Raw genomic sequence first — 20,310 nt, 5'->3', positions numbered from 1 at the left:
CGTCAGGGCGGGGGCGCCGTCGAGCCGCGGACCACGAGGGCCGGGCGTTCGAGGGGGACCGGCTCCTCGACCGTCTCGCCCAGCAGGGTCAGCAGCTTGGCGGCCGCCGCCCGTCCGCGCTGGAAGGCGAAGCGCTGGACGGTGGTCAGCGGCGGGTCGACCCACTCGCCGAGCGTGAGGCCCTCGAAGCCGACCACGGAGATGTCGTCGGGCACGCGCAGCCCGGCGGCCTGGATGGTGCGCATGCCGGCGATCGCCATGGTGTCGGTGCCGTACAGGATCGCGGTGGGCGGGTTCGCGCCCGCCAGGAGCGCGGTGGTCTCCTCCGCGGCGCGGGCGGGGGAGTACTCGACCGCGATCACGCTGTGCGGCTGCCGGCCGTGGTCGGCGAGCCGCTGCACGAAGGCCTCGCGGCGCAGTACCGGCAGCACGAAGTCCTTCGGGCCGCTCACGAACGCGATGCGCTCGTGGCCCAGGCCCACCAGGTGGTCCACGGTCTCGGCGATGCCGGCTCCCGGCGGGTCGGCGTCGACGTACTCGATGGCGCCCGGCTTCCACGGCGCGCCCACCAGCACCGCCGGCAGCCCCAGCCGGGACATCAGCTCCGGCCGCGTGTCCCCGACCATCGAGTTGGTGAGGATGATCCCGTCCATCCGCTGCCGCTCGGCGAGCGTGCGGTAGAAGTGGTTCTCGTCGTGCTGCCCCGAGATGAAGATGTTCAGCAGCAGCCCGTACTCGCGGGGGCTGAGCACCGACTCGATGCCCGAGATGAAGTCCATGTTGCCGGCGCCGACGCCCGGCACCTTCGTGTCGCTGCTCAGCACCAGGCCGATGGCCTGCGCGCGGGCCGTGCGCAGCGCGATCGCCGCCGCGTTCGGCCGCCAGCTCAGCTTGCGGGCCGCCTCGCGGATGCGCTCCGCCGTGGCCTCCGAGATGCGGCCCGTGCCGTTGAAGACCTTCGACACGGCGCCCGGCGACACCCCGGCGAGGGCCGCCACGTCGCTGATGGTCGGGCGGCCGCTGCCGCGCGGCTTGCGGGGTGTCGTCGGTGTGGTCATCGGGCGCTCATCTCGAGCGCAATCCTACGTGGTAAATCGGTGCACCACAGGCGTCAGCGCAGGCGCAGGGTCGCCACCAGCACGCCGGTCAGGCACAGCGCGCCGCCGACGAGCGCCACCGGTGTCGGCACCTCGCCCAGCAGCGCCCACGACATGAGCACGGCGAGCGGCGCGGCGGCGTAGGTGGCGGCGGCCAGGCGGCCCGCCGTCGTCCGCGTGAGGGCGTAGCCCCAGGTGGCGAAGGCAACGGCGGTGGGGAAGACGCCCAGGTAGAGCACGCTCAGCGTGGCCGACGCCGGGGCCACGGCGAGCTCCTCCAGCAGCACGGGGGCGAAGGGCAGGCTGGCGACGGTGCCCGCGAGGCAGCCGAGCCAGGTCATGGTCAGGGAGTCGACGCGGGGGAGCAGGCGCTTCTGCAGGATGGTGCTGCCCGCGTAGACGAGGGCGGCGGCGAGGCCCAGGGCGACGCTGACGCCGTCCGAGGCCCCGCTGGACGTGGCGAGCGCGATGCCCGCGACGCCCGCGAAGGCGATGCCGATGCCGGCCAGGAGCCGGGCGGGGAAGCCCTCGCCGAGGGCCAGTCCCGCGAACACCGCGATGAGGATCGGGGCGAGGCCCACCAGCAGGGACGCGGTCCCGGCGTCGAGCGTGCGCTCGGCGGCGTTGAGCGCCAGGTTGTAGAGCCCGAACCAGAGCACGCCCCAGACGACGACGCCGATCAGCGTGCGCCCGCGCGGCAGCCGGAGCTTGCCCGCCAGGCCCGCCATGACGGTCAGGGCGGCGGTGCCCACGAGCACGCGGCCGAGCGTCAGGGCACCCGGCGAGTAGTCGAAGCCCGCCGCGCGGATGCCGATGAACGCCGAGCCCCAGAGCACGACGGTCACGGCCGCGGCCACCGGCACGAGGAAGCGGCGGGTGGCCGGTGCGGCGGCACCGGTCACGGGCTCGAGGGTGGTGGTCACGTCCGCAACCCTGCCCGGTCCGGCGGGCTGCGTCTGGCGGGTTTCGGCCGGGACGTCCGGGGCCGTCGTGTGCGTCATGGACCGATCGTCGCCCGGGAGCACTGTGAAGCACCAGCGATTCTTCCTTCATCTGGATTCAGTGGCGCTGTATGGTGGGTGCCATGCTCGATGTCCACCGGCTCCGCGTCTTCCGGTCCGTCGTCGCCTCGGGTTCGATCGGCGCGGCGGCCGCCAACCTCGGCTACACGCCGTCCGCCGTCAGCCAGCACGTCTCGGCGCTCCAGCGCGAGACCGGGCTGAAGCTGCTGGCCCGGCACGGCCGCGGCATCCGGCCCACCGCGGCGGGGCACGCCCTGGCCGCGCAGGCCGACGGCGTGCTCGAACGCCTCGGCGAGGCCGAGTCGATGATCGCCGACCTGCGCGCCGGCCGGACCGGTTCGCTGTCGGTCGCGTACTTCGCGTCGGTGGGCTCGGCCTGGCTGCCGGACGTGGTGCGCGTGCTCACCACGGAGTTCCCCGGTGTCCGGCTCGACCTGGAGCTCGCCGAGCACATCCCCGACCAGGCCGAGGACCGGGCCGACGTCCAGGTGGCCGTGGCGCGGCGCGGGTTCGACCCGGGCAGCGGCTTCACCGCGCACCACCTGCTCGACGACCCCTACGTCGTGGTGCTGCCGCGCGGGCACCGGTTCGCGGACCGGGACGAGATCGAGCTGGCCGAGCTCGCCGACGAGTCCTGGGTGGACAACGACTTCGCACGCGGATGGTGCCGCCGCAACCTCCTGGAGGCGTGCACGGCCGCGGGGTTCAGCCCCACGTTCCACGTCGAGGCGCACGACTACCCGACGGCGCTGGCCTTCGTGGACGCCGGGATCGGCATGACGGTGCTGCCGGAGCTGGGTGCCGTGCAGCTGCCGCCCGGCACGGTCGCCGTACCCGTGGTCCGGCCCACGCCGGTGCGCTCGATCCACGCGGTGGTGCAGGACGCCGTCGCGCACACGCCGCCGGTCGTCGCCGCCCTGGAGGCCTTGCGCCAGGCCGCCGTCGCTTCGCGGGCAGCCGTCGCCGCCGCATAGGGTGGAGGCGTACCGACGCCGGGAACGCCCGGCGTCCTCCCGACCGAGAGGTAATCCTCGTGACCACGCTTCCTACCGCTTCCGGCGCCTTCGGCGACAAGCCGGAGCTGACCTTCCCCGAGGGTGACGCACCCGCCGGCCTGCAGGTCCAGGTGCTCTCCGAGGGCAACGGTCCGGTCGTCGAGTCCGGGCGCACCATCGTGGTGAACTACCTGGGCCAGACCTGGGGCGGCCACGTCTTCGACAACTCCTACGACCGCGGCACCACCATCGACTTCCCGATCGGCGTCGGCGCGGTCATCGGGGGCTGGGACAAGGGCATGGTCGGCCAGAACGTCGGCTCGCGCCTGATGCTCTCGATCCCGCCGGAGCACGGCTACGGCGCGCGCGGCGTGCCGCAGGCCGGCATCGGCGGCACGGACACCCTGGTCTTCGTCGTGGACATCGTCGCCGTCAAGTGACCCCGCTGAGTGCGGGATCTTCGCCCTTTTCTGGGTGCCAGAAGGGCGAAGATCCCGCACTCACGTGTTCTACGGGTAGCTGACCACCTGCGGGCTGGCGAAGCTGCCGACCGCAGGGGCGCCCGTGTCGTTGACGACGTGGTTGATGCCGCCCGAGCCGTTGAGGAACACGCTCGTCATGGAGCGGAACCGCACGCCGGGCGTGTTCGGCACCTGGATGCCCGACTCGACCCGGATGTCCACGCCCTGGTTGAAGAACGAGTACACGCCGAGGCCGATCGCCTCGTGGTCGGTCACGCCGTCCGCCACGCGGTAGGACGCCCAGCCCAGCCGGCCGCCGTCCATGTACGCCGCCTGCGACGGCGGGTCGTAGGGGATCTCGCTCTGGTAGAAGACCGTGCGGCCGCGCTCGCCGTTCCAGACCGTCTGGTTCTCCTGGTAGTGCTCCACGAACAGCCCGGTCGCGGTGACGTCGTCACCGTTGACCACCACGCCGTGCGCACCCGTGTTGGTGTCCCAGCCGATGCCCTGGCCGTGGTCGCCGCGCCAGGCCCAGATGTGGTCGAGCAGCGTGTGGTCGCTGTTCACCTCGATCGAGGTGACCGCCTTGCCGGCCCACGGGCCGCCCACGCGGACGAACACGTCGCTGAGCGTGGTCGGGTCGGCGGCGTCGCCGGCCCCGTTCCCGGACGTCCCCACGCGCACCAGGGTCTCCGACTCCGGCGTGTTGGCGTCCACCGTGATGCCCGCGACGACGACGCCGGGCACGTCGCCGACCTCGAGCGCGGCGTTGCCGGCCGTCGGCGTGAGCGACGCGTACCCGAGGCCGAGCACGACCGTCCGGGCGCGGTCCACGCGGATCGGCGCGTCCAGCTCGTACACGCCCGGGGTGAGCAGCAGGTGCTTGCCGCCCGCCATGGCCGCGTTGATCGAGGCGGCGGTGTCCGTGCCGGCCCGCGCCACGTACACGTCGCTGATCGGGATGGTGCGGCCCGACGCCGCGTCCGTGCCCCAGTCGACACCCCGGCTGCTGGTCCTGGCGTGCGGCACGAAGACCTTGAGCTCGCCGTCCGAGCCGCGCAGGAGGAACGGCGCCTCCCGGCTGACGGGCGTGCTCTCGAGGGTGGTCTTGACGCCCTTGGCGCCACCGGAGAGGTCCTGGCCGAAATCGGTGGCCGGGGCGCCCTGGACACCCGAGAACACCATGTTCCACACCCCGCCGTCCCACGTGCCCACCTCGCTGTTGCGGGTGTACCACTGCTGCTGGGAGCCGGTGGCGATGGTGCCGGACACGCGGGAGTTGGCCAGGTAGCCGCCCGAGGCGAACTCGCCGTACCGGCCGAACACGGTCAGGCTGCCCCGCACGTCGACGCGGCGCATGGGCGCGGCCTGCGAGACCGCCCACCGCATCTGGTGCGGCTCGACGACGCCCGCCGGGAACGGCCGTGCGGCGTCCTCGCCGACGGGGCGCTGGATCGGGTTGAACGCGAGGTTCGACATGGAGCGCCAGAACCGCGTGAGCGAGCCCGGGTCGGCGCACGCCCACGGCTGGTCCGGGCAGCCCACGACGGGCTCGACGTGCAGCGCGCCGTTGATGAGCACGTCGCCCGGCTGGGAACCGAGGCCCGCGATCGACTCGTAGTAGCCGACCTCCGCGTTCACGATGCCGGTGGCGGTGGCCGGGTCGTCCTGCCCGGCGGCGCTGCCGTACGTGCCCGGCTCGAAGAACACCTGGTGCCGGTCGAGGCTGAACTCCGCCTCGTCGTTCACCGTGTCGAGGAACGAGTTGATCCGGTCCGTGCTCCAGCTCGGGTCGATGAAGGTGACGTTGGGCCCGAAGTCCGGGTCGACGGCCTGCTTCGGCTTGTGCTTGCCCTTGTGCTTGCCGGGACGGTGCTTGCCGGGGTGGTGCTTGCCACCCTTGTGCTTGTTCTGGGTGGCGTGCGTGTGCTGGGCCTGCGTCGGGTCCTTCGGCGTGGCGGCGGGGGCAATCGCCCTGCCCTGTCCGTCGGCGGGGCTCGCGGTGGCCGGCAGTGCCGTCACCGCCGCTCCCGCGGCCAGCGACGCTGCGACCGCCGCGACGGCGGCGCCGCGCAGGGTGGTGCGGAGTGTCCTCATCGACAGTTCCTTCGGCTCGGGGCAGGCCGGTGAAGTCCGGTCGTGCTGCCGTGCGGGCGCGCCCGGTGTGGGCGCCTCGCCAGGCTAACCGGCCTCTACTGACACGTCGGTAAGTAGTTTCCGCACACTCCGGGTCACGGTGAACCGCGTGTTCTGGGCGACATGCTCCGTCGGCCCGACGGCCCGTTCCAGGGCGTTGCGGTAGTGCAGGCCCGTGTTGAAGACAGTCCACAGCTCGCCGCCGTCACGCAGCACGCGGCCCGCCGTGGCGAACATCCGGTGTGCCGCGTCGGTGCTCAGCGCGGCCCGGTCGTGGAAGGGCGGGTTGAGCAGCACGAGGTCGGCCGAGTCGTCGGCCAGGGCCGCTCCGGCGTCGTCCCGCAGCACCGTGCCCGCGACGCCGTTCGCGGCGAGCGTCGCGCGGGCGGACGCGCAGGCCGCCGCGCTCCGGTCGGTCGCGATCACCCGCGTGGCCGGGGAGCGCAGCGCCAGCACGGCGGCCAGGATTCCGGTGCCGCAGCCGAGGTCGACGGCGACCGCGGGCGACGCCGGCCAGCGGTGCGCCTGGGCCAGGAGGAACCGGGTGCCCAGGTCCAGGCCGGCGCCGGCGAACGCGGCACCGTGCGCGACGACGGCGAGGCCAGCCGCCTGCCTCGCGGGGGCGAGGGCGTGGGCGATCTCGGGATCGGTGAGCCGCGCCGTGACGGGATAGGTGAGCGGTCCGACGTCGGGCCGCGGCTCCCGGGCGATCAGCAACCGCGACTTCTGCCGGGCCAGTGACGCGCTGACCTGCCGAAACGATGCCCCCAGCACGTCGTTCATGGCGCGGGTCATGTGCTTGACCCGCCCGCCGGCGAGCAAGATGACCGCGGGGTCCGCTTCGCGGGCGACGTGCTCGGCGATCTCGGTCAGCTCCGCGAGCGACGTGGGCAGCTGCAGGAGCACGAGGCGGGCGCCGCGGAGGAGGTCGGGCGAGAGGCTGTCGTGGAGGGTGTAGCCGGGGGTCGGGTCGGCGTCGGGCCTGTCTGCCGTGCGGGCCGCGGGGTCGCTGTTGGCGCGGAGGGCGGTCTCCGCCGTGACCGCGTCGGTGTGCACGTCGACATGGCGGGCGCCGAGGGCGAGGGCGCCGAGGGTCAGCGCCCCGAACCGGTCGCCGATGATGACCACGCGGTCATCTTCGGGAGTGAGCAGCGTGGCCGCCTCGTCGAGCAGCAGACGGTCGGTGGCATCGACGGCGACCGGCCCGTCGGCGCGCGAACCGTCCTCGGGGTACGGCCGCAGCGCGGCGAGGGCGGACTCGACCTCCGGGTTCACCGCGCGGAGCGGGTCTTCTTCTCCGCCGACCTGCGCGCCTCCTCCAGGCGCTCCTCCTCGGCACGCACCTGCGCGGCGACCTGGCGCTCGTGGACGAGCCACTCCGGCGGGTCCTCGCGCAGCTCGTTGATCTGCTCGGTGGTCAGCGGGTCCGTGACGCCGCCTCGGGCCAGGCCGGCGATGGAGATGCCGAGGCGCCCGGCCACCACGGGGCGCGGGTGCGGGCCGTTACGGCGCAGATCGGCCAGCCACTCCGGCGGGTTGGTCTCCAGCTCCTCGAGCTCCGCGCGCGTGAGCGGGGTGTCCTGGAACTCCTGTGGCGTGGCAGGCAGATAGACGCCGAGCCGCTTGGCGGCGTTGGACGGCTTGAACCGCTGCGAGGCGAAGGAGGAGCTCATGGTCCCAGGGTACTTCGGTGCGGGCCGCCACCTGCTCCGGACGCCGCCCTCGGACCCGACTGCAGACTTCCGGACGCGTGCTGCGGCCGACTGCAGACTTTGTCCGGGCGCCCGACGCTCCGGACGTCAGCAGCTCTGCAGTCGCGGACCGCTGACGGGACTGATCGGGTCGTGGGCGGACCCTCGCCACGGCGGTGCAACGGTCGGACGTCGACCACAGGCGTCGTCGTCCACAGGTGCCCATCGCCCGGCCACCGCCGTCGGGCGGGATGGGCTCTGATCTCTGGGTGAGGTATCCACGGGACATCCCCGACGAGGTCTGGGAGCTGGCCTCCCGCCAGGAAGGCCTGGTGAGCATCGCCCAGTGCACGCAGGCCGGGATCGGCAGCCAGGTCGTGCACCGGCTGGTCCGCGCGCACACCTGGACCCGCGTCACGCGCGGGGTGTACGACACCTGCGCGGTGCCGGTGCAGGAGCGACTCCGGGAGGGCCGCCACGACCACGTCCGCCGTCGGGCCGCGTGGATCGGCCTGCTCGCTTACGCCGACGGCGTCGCGACCGGCGGGTGCGCGCTGGCGCTGCTGGGCGTGGGCGGCCTTCCCGTGCAGCTGCGGCCGGAGGTCTCCCGGCCCGGGTACATGGACGCCGGTGTCCGGCCGGGCACGGTCCTGCGCCGGTACGGCACGTTTCCCGTGGTGCGGCGGCACGGGCGCGACGTCGCCGAGATCGTGCACGCGCTGGGCCAGGCGCTGCTGACGCTCCCGCGCGACAACGCGGTGGCGGCGATCAGTGATGCGCTGCGCGAGGAGAAGATCCGCCCCGCGGACCTGGCCCGCATCCGGGCGGTGATCCGGCGCCGGCGTGGCGTCGTCTCGGCGCGTCCATGGCTCGAGCTCGTGAGCGGGAGCGACGGCTCGCCGGCAGAGACGTTCGCCCGGCTGTCGCTCGTCGACCACGGGGTTGCGCCCGACGGTCAGCAGATCGTCTTCTGGGCGGACGGCCGGTTCCTCGCCCGGGTCGACTTCTGCTGGGTGCTCCCGGACGGGCGCTACCTGGTGGTCGAGATTGACGGCAGGGAGTTCCACGCCGGGAACGAGATGCTCGCGGACGACGCGGCGCGCCAGAACCGACTCGTCGGCACCGGCCGCGTGGTGCTCCTGCGATTCCCCGCTCCCGCAGACAGCACGGACGGCGACATCGGTCGCCAGGTCGCGGAACACCTGCGCCGCCTGGCCTGGCGTCCGGGCGAACGGCTGCCGGCCGCGATCCACCTCCCGGCCTCGGTGTGACGCCTCGCCCTCGGTGGCCCCCGGGGAGGTTGGCTGCCCGGTTGCCACCGCGGCACGCCACTGCAGCCGCTGACTGCAGAGTTTCTCTCGGCCGACAGGCGTCACGGCGTGGGGAAGTCTGCAGTTGATGGCTGTCGGCGTGAGGAAGTCTGCAGTCAGCGATGGCCCCTCGCTCGCGTGGCGGTGTCGCCCGGGGCGGTCGCAGTCCGGTCGCCACCGCAGTCGCCCACTGCAGAGTTTCTCTCGGCCGACAGGCGTCGTGGCGTCGGAAACTCTGCAGTCGACAGCTGTCGGCGGGAGGAAGTCTGCAGTCGGCCGGGCGGAGTGAGGAAGTCTGCAGTCGGCGACGGCGCTGACGACGGCGCTGGCGTCTCGCTCGCGTAGCGGTGTCGCCCGGGACGGTCGCCACCGCAGCCGCTGACTGCAGCCGCTGACCGCAGTCGCCCACTGCAGAGTTTCTCTCGGCCGACAGGCGTCATGGCGTCGGAAACTCTGCAGTCGACGGCTGTCGGCGTGAGGAAGTCTGCAGTCGACGGCTGTCGGCGGGAGGAAGTCTGCAGTCGGCCGGGCGGTGTGAGGACGTCTGCAGTCGGCGCCCGTGACGGTCGGCGCCGGCGAGGGCCGGCGCCGGCGGGGGCCGGCGCAGGTCGGCGGGTCGGCGTCGGGCGCACGGGCTCGCGGCCGGGAGGGCCGTAGCCTGTGGGGGTGAGTGAACCTGAGCCGGCCGCGCCCTTTCGTCTCGCGTACGTGCCGGGCGCGACGCCGGGCAAGTGGGCCGGCGTGTGGCGTGAGCGGCTGCCGGACGTCGAGCTCGAGCTCGTGCAGGTCGAGGCGTCCGCCGTACCGTCCGCCCTGGAGTCCGGGGAGGTCGACGCCGCCGTCGGCCGGCTGCCCGTGGACAAGGAGGTCTTCTCCGCGATCCCGCTCTACGAGGAGGCGCCGGTGGTGTGCTTCTCGCGCGACCACCTTCTCGCGGCGCTGGCCGACGACGAGACCGTGAGCAGCGCCGACATCGCCGAGGACCCGGTCTGGGTGCCCGCGGACGATGTCCTGTTCGCCACGCACCCCGTGCCGGGTGTGGTGCCGACCGATCCGGACGGCAACCCGTTGGAGCGCGTTCCGACCACGGCCGACGCGGTCTCGACGGTCGCCGCCAACGTGGGCGTCGCCGTGCTGCCCATGTCGCTCGCCCGCCTGCACCGGCGCAAGGACGTCACCTGTCGCGTGCTCTCCGACGGGCCGACGGCGCCCGTCGGGCTGGTCTGGCCGGTCGAGCGCACCACCGACCTGGTGGAGGAGCTCATCGGGATCGTCCGCGGTCGCACGGTGAACAGCTCGCGCGGACGGGGCGGCCCGGCCCGCGCCACGGCTGGTGGCGTGGGCGGCCGGGGCGAGGACACGAAGACGCGGGCCGGGGCGAAGAAGTCAGGGACTGCGAAGTCGGGCGGGACCACGGGCCGGTCCGGCGGCGGACGGCGCGGGACCGGTACGACGGCGCGGGGCGCCGTGCCGCGAGGTAAGGGCACGCGCTCGGCGGCCAAGGGGAAGAAAAAGGGCAAAGGCAGGTAGTGTCCGATAAAAGCCCGTGTAAGGCATTTTGCTGAGATAAACGGATATTGGCGATCTGCGCCATTCTCGCTACGCTCCGGGGATCGCGCCCGACGGTGGGCGCGCGACCGAACCCCCGTGTCGTAAGGAGCGCCCCGTGCGCAAGATCACTGTCCTGGGAGCCTCGGCGCTCCTGGCCGCAGGCCTCGTCGCCGCCCCGGCTGCCGCGTTCGCCGCGCCCGTGTCCGGCAGCTCCGAGCAGTACCTGGACGGCGTGAAGGTCTGTGCGGGCTACGACTCCGGCAAGATCGACACCGACGGTGAGCCGATGGAGCTCACCGTCGAGGCTCCCGAGGGTCAGCTCGTCTCCGGCTACTGCGTCAAGGCCGGCTCCGTCAACCAGGGCGCGGGCAAGGGCGGCGCGTACTACGTCACGCTGGACGAGCCCGCCGAGTCCGTGACGATCACCTACCCCTGGGGCGGCGGCCGGGCGATCAGCCACTACGCCGTCTCCTACACCGACGCGCAGGACGAGGCGACGCCGGAGCCGAGCGTGCCCGCGCAGGAGCCCGCACCGGAGACGACGGCGCCGGGCGAGGGTGTCCCGGTCGAGAGCCCGGCGCCGAGCGACGAGGCAGCCCCGGGCGAGGCCGTGTCCGACGAGATTGCACCCGGCGAGGCCGCGCCCGCCCAGGACGAGCCCGAGGAGCTCGCGGCTACCGGTGCCAGCACCGTCATCGGTTTCACGCTCATCGCGCTCGCGCTCGTCGGCGGCGGTGTCACGCTGATCGTGCTCCGGCGCAAGGGCGCTCTCGGCAGCTGATCACTCGTGCGCACCGCCCCGGTGCTCGCTCCGCGGAGCGAGCACCGGGGCGGTCCGGTGTCCGGCCTACGGCAGCGCCGTCGCGTGGACGATCAGCGCCTGCATCGGCCACAGCGTGGGGAGCTGGAGCCCGACGTCGGTCAGTACCGAGCCCGGGACGTCCACCGCCTCCTTGCCGAGCCAGCCCGGTGTGATCCCGCCGAGCCACTTCGCCGACCCCACCTCGTCCCGGACCCGCACGCTGTAGCGGCGAGCCGGGTCGAGCCCGTCGAGGCGGATGCGCTCGGTCAGGGCGTCCTGCGGCGACGCGACGGAGGCGAAGGTCCAGACCCCCTCCGTCCGGTCCGGTGCGACGAAGCCGGTCACCCGCAGCGCCGGATCGACCGTGTCGGCGTGCACCACGGTGCCGGTGTGCACGAGGGACCGCAGCTCCTTGTAGAGCGCCGCGTACGCGGCGACGGCGACCAGCTCGTCGTCGGTGCAGCTCAGCAGGTCCCACTCGAAGCCCGCGTGCCCCTGGAGGGCGGTGGCCACCCGGTAGGAGAGCTCGGTCACGCGCCCCGACGAGTGCGCGGGCGACGGCCCCACGTGCGCCCCGATCAGCTCGGGCGGCAGCACGAGCGACGTCCACCGCTGGATGTCCTGGCGCTCCAGGGGATCGTTGGAGTCCGACGCCCACACGCGGTCGGTGTGCTCCAGGATGCCCAGGTCGGTCCGGGCGCCGCCCGACGAGCAGGACTCGATCTCGAGCCCGGGGTGGTCCGCCTTGAGCCGCGCGATCAGCGCGTACGCAGCTCGGGTCTGCGCGTGTGTGCCCGGCCGCCCCACGCCGTCGGCGCCGTGGTGGACGGGCTCCGTGAGGTCGCGGTTGTGGTCCCACTTGATGAAGTCGATGCCGAGCTGCGTCACCAGCGCCGAGATCTGACCGCGTACGTGCTCCCACGCCTCGGGGTTCGCCAGGTCCAGCACGTACTGCGTGCGGAACGAGAGCCCGTCCGGCGACGGCACCGACGCGGTGTTGGACAGGATCCACTCGGGGTGGGCGCGCGCGAGGTCGGAGTCGAGGTTGACCATCTCGGGTTCGAACCAGAGGCCGAACTCCATCCCCAGCTCGTGCACGAGGCCCGCGAGCGGGTCGAGGCCGTCGGGCCACACGTCACGGTCCACGACCCAGTCGCCCAGGCCGGAGGTGTCGTCGCGCCGGGAGTGGAACCAGCCGTCGTCGAGCACGAAGCGCTCCACGCCCACGGCCGCGGCACGGCGTGCGAGCCGCTCGAGCCTGGCCGGGGAGTGGTCGAAGTACACGGCCTCCCAGGTGTTCAGCACGAGCGGGCGCGGGCTGGTCACGTGCTGCGGCCGGGCCCGGAGCCACGTGTGGAACCGGTCCGAGACGCCGTCGAGGCCCGCGGCGGACCACGCGAAGTACGCCACCGGCGCGCGGTACGTCTCGCCCGGGGCCAGCCGGAGCTCGCCCGGCCGCAGCAGCTCGCCCGCGCCGAGCAGCGTGACGTGCTCGGTCAGGTGGTCGACGCGGTGGGTGACATCGGCGCTCCACCCGAGGTGCGCGGCCCAGGCCTCGCCGGTCCGGTGGCGCGGCGTGCCCGACGACGCCACGGTCACCCACGGCGCGTCGTGACCCGACCGCCCGCGCCGGGTCTGCCGGGCGGTGCTCCCGCCCGGCATCGCCGTGGTGACCGGCACCTTCTCGCGCGACCACCGGCCGCTGAACTGCGTGAGGTGGTCCGCGTTCCGCGGCACCGGGAGCGTGGCCTCGAGCCAGTGCACGTCGACCGGGACGGCGCCGTCGTTGGTGAGCTCGTGGTGCTGCAGCACCAGCCCGCCCGTGCCGATCTCCAGGTGCGTCCGCAGGGTCAGACCCAGCTCCGCGTCGCGTGAGGTGACCGACAGCTCGGCCGTGTCGCGTTCGGCCTCCGTGACGGTCCAGCGCGTGAACAGCGGCACGCCGTCGGCCACCACGAGGAGGCCCGGGCGCCCCGCCCAGCCGTCCGCCTCCTGCGGCAGCAGGGAGGGCCGCCACGCCGCGTCGAGCGTGCCCGGCGCGGTCTGGCGGCTGGTCGCCGCGTCGAGGGCGAGCAGGTCGCCCGGCGAGAGCTCGCCGAGGTCGGCGCCCCAGTGCAGCACCAGCGGCAGACCGCGTTCCGGGTGCGCCACCACGACGCTCACGCCGTCGCGGCGCAGCACGGACCAGCTGGATCCCTCGGAAAGGCTGTTCATGTGTCGTCCTCTCGCCCCCTCGGCCACCACCGTACGCGCGGCCTCTGACATCGGTTCCGCGCGGGTCAGCCCGCTGCCCGCACCAGGTCGTTCTCGGTCCGCAGCACCGGCTGTGCGACCAGTGCCTCCGGGTCGAGGTCGCGGCCCGTCACGTGGAACACGGCCGTCGCCCCCGCCGGGAGATCGACCACCTGGTCGTCCACCTGTGCGTCCGGGTCCAGGCGGTCGGCCAGGACGGTCACGCCGAGGGCGAGCGACGTGGCGGTGACCTCGACCCGGTAGCCGCCGTCCTGCGCCGTCACGGTCGTGCGCAGCGGGGCCGGGTCGAGCGCGAGGTCCTTGGTCTCGGCCCACCGGTGCAGCCCGCGCGCGCCGCCGAAGGTCACGGTGAGCACCTCGTCGGCCGGGTCGGTCACGGCGACCACGTCGCCGTCCAGCGGCACCACCGCGACGGAGCGCGGCTCGACCGTCACGGTGACGTCCGACGTCGCCCGCACCTCGCCGGCGAGCGTGGTGCGGACCGCCTCGACCTGCCCCGTCCAGGGCTGGTCCGAGTCGTTGACCAGCGCGGCGACCAGGCCCGCACCGCGCGGCTGCACGGTCACGACCCGGTCGGCGAACGCGTGCCGCAGGGCGTACCAGAGCGGCTTGCGCCGGCCGTCGCCGTCCACGGCGGCCCACGAGGTGACCGGCCAGCAGTCGTTGAGCTGCCACACGATCGCGCCGGCCGTGCGCGGCCACCAGGAGCGGTAGTGCTCGACGGCGTACCGGACGGCACGCGCCTGGTTGAGCTGCGTGGCCCAGTGCCAGTCGGTGAAGTCGTCCGGCACGTCGATGTGCGGGGCCAGGCCGCGGTCCAGCTTCCCGTTGCCGTCGACCGCCTTCTGGTGCAGCAGGAAGACCTCCGACTCCTTGAAGCCCTCCGGCACGGCAGCGCTGTCAGGAAGGATCGCGCGCTCGAGGGTCGCCCACGTCGCGGGGCCCTGGAAGCCGAACTCGGACGCGAACCGCGGCACGTCGTCGCGGTAGTGGCTGTAGTCGATCCGGTTCCAGACGTCCCACTGGTGGTGCGTGCCGTGGTCCGGGTCGTTCGGGTGCCGCTCCTCGGGCGTGGCACCGGGGGAGTACGGCGAGCCGTCGGAGTAGGGCCGTGTGGGGTCGACCTCGGCCAGGACCTTCGGGAACAGCTCGTCGTAGTACCGGGCGCCCCAGGTCAGGTCGCCCAGCCGCTCCTTCCAGCCCCAGTCCTCGTGCCCCCAGAGGTTCTCGTTGCCGCCGTTCCAGAGCACGAGCGACGGGTGGGGGGCCAGGCGGGACGCGTTCTCCCGCAGCTCGGCCTCGAACTCGGCCCAGTGGGGCGCCTCCTCCGGGTAGGCGGCGCAGGCCAGCAGGATGTCCTGCCAGACCATGACCCCCTTCTCGTCGCAGACGTCGTAGAAGTCGTCGCTCTCATAGATGCCGCCGCCCCACACCCGCAGCAGGTTGAGGTGCGCGCCGAGCGCCTGGTCCACGCGCTGCTCGAGGCGCTCGCGCGTGATGCGGGTCAGCAGGTGGTCGTCCGGGATCCAGTTCGCGCCGCGGGCGAAGACGGGCCGGCCGTTGACGTGGAACACGAAGCGCGTGCCGTGCTCGTCCGGCTCACGGTCCACCACGACGTTGCGGAACCCGACCCGGCCCGACCAGGTGTCGAGGGCGGCCGAGCGGTCCGCGCCGGCACCCTCGTGGAGCGCCACCTCGACGGGGTACAGGGGCTGCTCGCCGTACCCGGCCGGCCACCAGAGGTCGACGTCCGGCACCGGCACCCGCACGGTGAGCGTGCCGCCGTCCCAGCCGGCCGGCACGCCGGTGGTGACGCCCCGGTCCCCGACCGCGACGTCGAGGGTGAGCGGGACGGCGTCGCCCAGCCCGCTGCGCTCGATCTCGACCCGCACGTCGACGATGCCGGTGCGGCGACCCGCCTCGTCGGCGACCGAGAGGCCCGGGGCGACCGGCTCGTCGTCGGCCGGCGCGACGTGGCCCGGGACCACGGTGACCAGGGGCGTCACGCGTGCGAGCCGGGCAACGCGCCAGCGCTGCACCCGGACGGGCTTCCACAGGCCGGCCGTCTGCAGGTCGGGGCCCCAGTCCCAGCCGAAGGAGCAGGCCATCTTGCGGACCATGTTGAAGGGCTGGTCGTACGCCATCGGCCGGGTACCGAGGCGCTCCGCCTCGGCCTCGGCGGTCGCGACGGCGGAGTCGAGGTCGACCACCAGCTCGGAGGGGGTGCCGACGAGCGACCGTACGTCGAACCGGTAGGAGCGGTGCATGTTGGCGGTCCGGCCCAGCCCGGCGCCGCCCAGCGAGATCCCCGCGACCGTGTCGACTCCCTCGAACAGGAGGTCCACGCGCTCGTCGGGCCCGGCCGCCGGCTCGTCGAGGGTGGTCGAGTACCGCCAGGTGGTCCGCTTCATCCAGGCCAGCGCGGTCTCGTTGGTGCCCAGGTACGGGTCGGGGATCAGCCCTCGGTCGAGGAGCGCCGTGTGGTTCGTGCCGGGCACGCGCGCGGGGACGGTCACCCCCACGAGGTCCTCGCGGACCGGTCCTCCGGTGGCCGTCAGGTTCCAGTCGGTCAGTTCGCGGCTGATCATCGTCGATCCTCGTCCCTCTAGCTCGGGTGCCTGGTCCGTGTGGCGAGCGGACCGAGCATAGGCTGCGCGGCACCGGCGGATCGAACCGATCCATGGGCCGGGCAGGCGGCTCAGTCGGGATGGACCACGACGCCGAGCGCCTCGGCCAGGGCGAGCGCCTGGGCCTCGCCGACGACCGCCCCCGTGAGGGTCGCGGTGAGCGGGTCGAGCGCCGACAGGTCGCTGCCGCGCAGGTCGGCGCTGGTGAGGTCCACCCGGTCCAGGTCGGCGCCCGACAGGTCGCAGCCGGCCAGCACGGCGCCTCGCGCCACGGCCTCGGACAGGTCCGCCTCGCGCAGGCGCACGCCGTCGAACCGGGCTCCCGACAGCGCGGCGCGGCTCAGGGTGGTGAAGGACCAGTTGCCGCCGTCGACCTTCAGGAGGTCGAAGCGGCAGTGCGCGAACTGCGAGCCGACGAGCTTGCAGCGTTCGAGCGTCGCGTCGAAGAAGACGCAGGAGTCGAAGACGCACGAGGTGAACGCGAGCTCCGTGAGGTGGGCGCTGTTGAAGCGCACCCCACGGAACACGCAGGAGTCGAACGTGGCGCCGGTGCCCGTGGCCTCCGTCAGGTCGACGTCCGTGAAGAGCGTGGCCATGTGGTCCTCGCCCGACAGGTCGCGCGCGTACCAGTCCTCGTGGGCGACGGTGAGCTCGGTGGCGGGGACCCGGATCATGTCGGTGACCCTACGTCCCGCCACCGACACTCACCGGGTGCCCGGCGCGGTCAGGCGGCGTCGGGGAACGGGACACCCGTGGTCGCGTGGCAGCGGTAGCCGTTCGGGTTCTTCGAGGCCGACAGGTACTGCTGGTGGTAGTCCTCGGCGTAGAAGAACGGGCCGGCCTCGGCGGCGGGCGCGATCTCCGTGGTGATGGCGTCGTACCCCTTCGCGCTCAGCACCTCGGCGTAGCGCTTCGCCGTCTCCTGGGCCACCTCGGCCTGCTCCGGCGTGGTCCAGTAGACCGCCGAGCGGTACTGGGTGCCGACGTCGTTGCCCTGGCGGAAGCCCTGCGTCGGGTCGTGCCGCTCCCAGAAGATCTTGAGCAGCTCGGCCTCGCTGACCTGCTCCGGGTCGTACGCCACCAGCGCCGTCTCGGTGTGGCCGGTCCGCGCGGTGCAGACCTCGTCGTACGTCGGGTTCGGGGTGGTGCCGCCCATGTAGCCGACGGCGGTGCTCACCACGCCGGGAACCTGCCAGTAGATCTCCTCGGCGCCCCAGAAACAGCCCATCGCCAGGTACAGGACCCGGGTGCCGGGAGCCCACGGCCCCGTGATCGACGAGCCGAGCACGGTGTGCGGGCGCGGTGCCTGCAGCACCGGGGCGGAACGCCCCGGCAGCGCGTCCTCCGGCGCCACCATGGTGGTCTTGCTCGAACCGGAGCCGGGGCCGAAGAGAGAGTTCAGGAACGTCATCGAACACACATCCTTTGGGTCTCATTCGTGCTGCGCACGTTTACCCATGACAACACGGACGGCTCTGGTGGTGTTCCGCGGGCCCCCGTCTGCCGTCGGCAGAACCGCCTGGCGGACGCCGCCCGCCCGCGCCAGGGTCGGGACATGAGCGAAGACGCCCGGACGGTCGCCGTCCTGTCGGACGTGCACGGCGTGCTCCCCGTGCTCGACGCAGTCCTGGCCGAGCCCGACGTCGCGGCCGCGGACCGCGTCGTCGTCACGGGCGACCACGTCGCCGGACCGCAGCCCCGCGCCGTGCTGGACCGGCTGCGGTCCCTGGGCGAGCGAGCCCTGCTGGTCCGCGGCAACGCCGACCGGGAGCTCGTCGCGCTCGCCCGCGGCGGCACCACCGGCATCCCCGACCCCGTCGCCCCCTGGGCGGCCGCCCAGCTCCGGCCCGACGACGTCGCGCTGCTCGCCGGCCTGCCCCACCCCGCCCAGCTCCGGGTGCGCGGGTTCGGCCGCGTCGTGTTCTGCCACGCCACGCCCCGCGACGACGAGGAGGTCGTGCTCGTCGACTCCTCCCTCGACCGCTGGGCAGAGGTGCTCGGCGGGCTCGACCCGGACGTCACCACGGTGGTCATGGGCCACACGCACATGCCGTTCGCCCGCCTCGTCGACCGGCGCCTGTGCGTCAACCCGGGCAGCGTGGGCATGCCGTACGGCCGCGCCGGCGGGTCGTGGGCGCTCCTGCGGGACGGCCAGGTCGAGCTGCGGCACACCCCGGTCGACGTCGAGGCCGCGGTGGCCGCCGTCGTCGCCGGGAGCGGGTACCCCGACGCCGAGCAGTGGGCCCGCGAGTACGTGACCTCGGCGAACAGCGACGTCGACGCGCTCCGGGCGTTCGCGCCGCGGGACGGGCGGGGCACGTCCGGGCCGGATGTCGGTGGCTCCGCGTAGCGTTCCGTCCATGGCCACCACCGAGCCCCAGATCCTCCTCCCCGACGTCGCCGCCTGGCGCGCCTGGCTCGACGAGCACGAGTCCTCCTCGGACGGCGTGTGGCTGGTGCTGGCGCGCAAGGACAAGGCCGCGCCGACCACGCTGACCCGCGACCAGGCCCTCGAGGAGGCCCTGTGCAGCGGCTGGATCGACGCCCAGGCGCTCGGCCGGGACGACGTCAGCAGCCTGCAGCGGTACTGCCCCCGGAGGCAGCGCAGCCGGTGGTCCGCGCGGAACGTGCGCATCGCGGAACGCCTGGTCGCCGAGGGGCGCATGCGCCCCCGCGGGCAGACGGAGATCGACCGGGCCCGCGGCGACGGCCGCTGGGAGGCCGCCTACGAGGTCAACAAGAACTTCGAGGTGCCGCCCGACCTCGCCGAGGCGCTCGCAGCCAGCCCGCGCGCGTCCGCCATGTTCGAGATCCTCACGGCGCAGAACCGCTTCGCGATCCTGTTCCGGGTCACCGGCGTGAAGAAGCCGGAGACCCGGGCGCGGAACATCGCGAAGTTCGTCGCCATGCTGGAGCGCGGAGAGACCGTGCACCCCCAGAGGCGGACGCTCGAGACCTGAGGGATCTGTCGGGATCGTGATCGCACCGTGCACCTTCCGTGCGGCGCGTGGGCAGGCCGGCGTGCGGCGGATGTGCTCCCCTAGGGTGTCGAGCAGGGCGTTGAGCAGGAGTTGAACGTGTCGCAGAGCAAGGAGACCAGCGTGACGTCAGGCCAGACCACCGCGCCACCCACCGACGAGACGGCTGCCGTTCCTCCCGCGATCCGCGCCGCCGCGTCCTGGTCGTGGCGCATGCTCCTCATCGGGGCGTTCATCGCGGCGGCCCTGTGGCTCCTGGCCCTGCTCAAGACGATCGTGGTCCCCGTCGCGGTGGCGCTGCTGCTGACGATCATGCTGACGCCGGTGCGGCGGCTGCTCAACGAGCGGCTGCGCGTGCCGCGCGGGCTGTCGGCGGGCATCTCGCTGATCGGCCTGATCGTCGTCGTGGTCGGGCTCATCACGCTGGCGGGCCAGTCCATCGCCAACGGGTTCGCCGACCTGCGGACGCAGGCGGTCACGGGCTTCAACGAGCTCTGGCAGCAGATCTCGGCGACGTTCGGCCTGGAGAACGAGCTGCAGAGCTACAGCCAGGACATCCTCGACCAGCTCGAGGCCCAGCAGAGCGCCATCGTGAGCGGTGCCCTGGGCGCGGCGGCCACGGCGGGCAGCGTGCTCGTCGGAGCGCTGATCGCGCTGTTCTGCACGTTCTTCTTCCTGCACGACCCGCGCGGCATCTGGGGCTGGGTCGTCGGCCTGCTCCCCAAGTCGGCCCGGGAGCGGGTCAACCAGGCGGGGCGGCGTGGCGCGGTCACGCTGGCCGCCTACACGCGCACGCAGATCCTCGTGGCGGCCGTCGACGCCCTCGGCATCGGGATCGGTGCGGTCTTCTTCGTGCCGTCCCTGGCGCTGCCGATCGCGATCCTGGTGTTCGTCGGTTCCTTCGTGCCCGTGGTCGGTGCGATCGTGACCGGCGCGATCGCCGTCGTCGTGGTGCTGGTCTCGAACGGGTGGGTCGCCGCCCTCATCATGCTCGGCGTGGTGCTGCTCGTGCAGCAGATCGAGTCGCACGCCCTGCAGCCCTTCCTCATGGGCCAGGCCGTCTCGCTGCACCCCGTCGCGGTGATCCTCGCGGTGGCCGCCGGGTCGTACGCCGCCGGCATCGTCGGTGCCCTGTTCGCGGTGCCGCTCGCCGCCGTGCTCAACACGGTGATCCTGTACCTCAACGGCCACGACAAGTTCCCCGAGCTCGGCGACGAGGACGCGCTGCCCATCCGCTGGCGGGCCGCCGACGCGCCACCGATACCGCTGCGCCTGCGGCGTGCGCCCGGGACGGCGACGTCGCCGGTCGCGGTGCCCGCCGACGGCGGCGGTGAGGACGAGGACGTCGACGGCGTGGGCACGCCGGAGGGCGATCCGGCCCGCTGAA

Annotated in this window: 17 protein-coding genes; 8 read left to right on the top strand and 9 right to left on the bottom strand. The window is 73.4% G+C overall.

The window, feature by feature from the left end; all coding sequences use genetic code 11:
- Window positions 1-2 precede the first annotated feature (2 nt).
- Window positions 3-1,058 (bottom strand): LacI family DNA-binding transcriptional regulator, encoded by a 1,056-nt coding sequence (locus APR03_RS09100; protein ID WP_253834915.1) that lies wholly within the window; start codon window positions 1,056-1,058, stop codon window positions 3-5.
- A 53-nt stretch (window positions 1,059-1,111) separates the two neighbouring features.
- Window positions 1,112-2,098, bottom strand: a complete 987-nt coding sequence (locus APR03_RS09095) for a DMT family transporter (RefSeq protein ID WP_253834913.1) — start codon at window positions 2,096-2,098, stop codon at window positions 1,112-1,114.
- 83 nt (window positions 2,099-2,181) lie between these two features.
- Here APR03_RS09095 and APR03_RS09090 point away from each other — a divergent pair, with 83 nt between their 5' ends.
- A complete protein-coding gene (locus APR03_RS09090) occupies window positions 2,182-3,093 on the top strand; it encodes a LysR family transcriptional regulator (protein WP_253834911.1) in 912 nt (303 codons plus the stop codon).
- Window positions 3,094-3,152: 59 nt separating this feature from the next.
- Window positions 3,153-3,554 carry an FKBP-type peptidyl-prolyl cis-trans isomerase gene (locus tag APR03_RS09085; RefSeq protein WP_253834909.1) on the top strand — a complete coding sequence of 134 codons (402 nt, stop codon included), beginning with the start codon at window positions 3,153-3,155 and terminating at the stop codon, window positions 3,552-3,554.
- Between the two features lie 69 nt (window positions 3,555-3,623).
- On the opposite strand, the gene APR03_RS09080 is transcribed toward APR03_RS09085, so the two are convergent.
- The 3 genes from APR03_RS09080 to APR03_RS09070 form a co-directional block, all read right to left on the bottom strand.
- On the bottom strand, window positions 3,624-5,672 hold the full coding sequence (locus APR03_RS09080) for a pectate lyase-like domain-containing protein (RefSeq protein WP_253834907.1): 2,049 nt from the start codon (window positions 5,670-5,672) through the stop codon (window positions 3,624-3,626).
- An 84-nt stretch (window positions 5,673-5,756) separates the two neighbouring features.
- Window positions 5,757-6,986, bottom strand: a complete 1,230-nt coding sequence (locus APR03_RS09075) for a class I SAM-dependent methyltransferase (RefSeq protein ID WP_253834905.1) — start codon at window positions 6,984-6,986, stop codon at window positions 5,757-5,759.
- Entirely contained in the window at window positions 6,983-7,384 is a 402-nt protein-coding gene (locus tag APR03_RS09070) for a DUF5997 family protein (RefSeq protein WP_253834900.1), read from the bottom strand. The genes APR03_RS09075 and APR03_RS09070 overlap by 4 nt, the downstream gene beginning before the upstream one ends.
- Before the next feature lie 287 nt (window positions 7,385-7,671).
- Between APR03_RS09070 and APR03_RS09065 the strand changes: the two genes are divergently transcribed.
- From APR03_RS09065 to APR03_RS09055, 3 genes are all read left to right on the top strand, one after another.
- Window positions 7,672-8,673 carry a type IV toxin-antitoxin system AbiEi family antitoxin domain-containing protein gene (locus tag APR03_RS09065; protein WP_253834898.1) on the top strand — a complete coding sequence of 334 codons (1,002 nt, stop codon included), beginning with the start codon at window positions 7,672-7,674 and terminating at the stop codon, window positions 8,671-8,673.
- A 705-nt stretch (window positions 8,674-9,378) separates the two neighbouring features.
- Window positions 9,379-10,242, top strand: coding sequence for a LysR family substrate-binding domain-containing protein (locus tag APR03_RS09060; protein ID WP_253834896.1), 864 nt, complete (start codon window positions 9,379-9,381; stop codon window positions 10,240-10,242).
- Between the two features lie 136 nt (window positions 10,243-10,378).
- On the top strand, window positions 10,379-11,044 hold the full coding sequence (locus tag APR03_RS09055; protein WP_253834893.1) for an LPXTG cell wall anchor domain-containing protein: 666 nt from the start codon (window positions 10,379-10,381) through the stop codon (window positions 11,042-11,044).
- Window positions 11,045-11,110: 66 nt separating this feature from the next.
- Here the strand turns inward: APR03_RS09055 and APR03_RS09050 are convergent, their stop codons facing one another.
- From APR03_RS09050 to msrA, 4 genes are all read right to left on the bottom strand, one after another.
- Window positions 11,111-13,279, bottom strand: coding sequence for an alpha-galactosidase (locus APR03_RS09050; RefSeq protein WP_253834891.1), 2,169 nt, complete (start codon window positions 13,277-13,279; stop codon window positions 11,111-11,113).
- Window positions 13,280-13,344: 65 nt separating this feature from the next.
- Window positions 13,345-15,906 carry a glycoside hydrolase family 2 protein gene (locus tag APR03_RS09045; RefSeq protein WP_253834889.1) on the bottom strand — a complete coding sequence of 854 codons (2,562 nt, stop codon included), beginning with the start codon at window positions 15,904-15,906 and terminating at the stop codon, window positions 13,345-13,347.
- A gap of 110 nt (window positions 15,907-16,016) precedes the next feature.
- A complete protein-coding gene (locus APR03_RS09040; RefSeq protein WP_253834887.1) occupies window positions 16,017-16,619 on the bottom strand; it encodes a pentapeptide repeat-containing protein in 603 nt (200 codons plus the stop codon).
- 50 nt (window positions 16,620-16,669) lie between these two features.
- Window positions 16,670-17,356, bottom strand: coding sequence for a peptide-methionine (S)-S-oxide reductase MsrA (msrA, locus tag APR03_RS09035; protein WP_253834885.1), 687 nt, complete (start codon window positions 17,354-17,356; stop codon window positions 16,670-16,672).
- Window positions 17,357-17,500: 144 nt separating this feature from the next.
- Between msrA and APR03_RS09030 the strand changes: the two genes are divergently transcribed.
- From APR03_RS09030 to APR03_RS09020, 3 genes are all read left to right on the top strand, one after another.
- The gene (locus tag APR03_RS09030) at window positions 17,501-18,295 is read left to right on the top strand and encodes a metallophosphoesterase family protein (protein WP_253834874.1); all 795 of its coding nucleotides are present in this window, start codon (window positions 17,501-17,503) and stop codon (window positions 18,293-18,295) included.
- A 10-nt stretch (window positions 18,296-18,305) separates the two neighbouring features.
- Entirely contained in the window at window positions 18,306-18,905 is a 600-nt protein-coding gene (locus tag APR03_RS09025; protein WP_253834872.1) for a YdeI/OmpD-associated family protein, read from the top strand.
- Between the two features lie 141 nt (window positions 18,906-19,046).
- Window positions 19,047-20,309 carry an AI-2E family transporter gene (locus APR03_RS09020; RefSeq protein WP_253834870.1) on the top strand — a complete coding sequence of 421 codons (1,263 nt, stop codon included), beginning with the start codon at window positions 19,047-19,049 and terminating at the stop codon, window positions 20,307-20,309.
- Window position 20,310: the final 1 nt, after the last annotated feature.

It is taken from the genome of Promicromonospora thailandica (assembly GCF_024171955.1).
GTDB classification, from domain to species: Bacteria; Actinomycetota; Actinomycetes; order Actinomycetales; family Cellulomonadaceae; genus Promicromonospora; species Promicromonospora thailandica.
This window is presented reverse-complemented; position numbering and strand designations above follow the sequence as displayed.

What these genes read in the sequence shown, in the direction of transcription:
- APR03_RS09070 (WP_253834900.1), bottom strand. Translation starts at nt 7,384, where the DNA reads ATGAGCTCCTCCTTCGCCTCGCAGCGGTTCAAGCCGTCCAACGCCGCC.
- APR03_RS09095 (WP_253834913.1), bottom strand. Translation starts at nt 2,098, where the DNA reads ATGACGCACACGACGGCCCCGGACGTCCCGGCCGAAACCCGCCAGACG.
- APR03_RS09100 (WP_253834915.1), bottom strand. Translation starts at nt 1,058, where the DNA reads ATGACCACACCGACGACACCCCGCAAGCCGCGCGGCAGCGGCCGCCCG.
- APR03_RS09025 (WP_253834872.1), top strand. Translation starts at nt 18,306, where the DNA reads ATGGCCACCACCGAGCCCCAGATCCTCCTCCCCGACGTCGCCGCCTGG.
- APR03_RS09080 (WP_253834907.1), bottom strand. Translation starts at nt 5,672, where the DNA reads ATGAGGACACTCCGCACCACCCTGCGCGGCGCCGCCGTCGCGGCGGTC.
- APR03_RS09045 (WP_253834889.1), bottom strand. Translation starts at nt 15,906, where the DNA reads ATGATCAGCCGCGAACTGACCGACTGGAACCTGACGGCCACCGGAGGA.
- APR03_RS09090 (WP_253834911.1), top strand. Translation starts at nt 2,182, where the DNA reads ATGCTCGATGTCCACCGGCTCCGCGTCTTCCGGTCCGTCGTCGCCTCG.
- APR03_RS09030 (WP_253834874.1), top strand. Translation starts at nt 17,501, where the DNA reads ATGAGCGAAGACGCCCGGACGGTCGCCGTCCTGTCGGACGTGCACGGC.
- msrA (WP_253834885.1), bottom strand. Translation starts at nt 17,356, where the DNA reads ATGACGTTCCTGAACTCTCTCTTCGGCCCCGGCTCCGGTTCGAGCAAG.
- APR03_RS09040 (WP_253834887.1), bottom strand. Translation starts at nt 16,619, where the DNA reads ATGATCCGGGTCCCCGCCACCGAGCTCACCGTCGCCCACGAGGACTGG.
- APR03_RS09050 (WP_253834891.1), bottom strand. Translation starts at nt 13,279, where the DNA reads ATGAACAGCCTTTCCGAGGGATCCAGCTGGTCCGTGCTGCGCCGCGAC.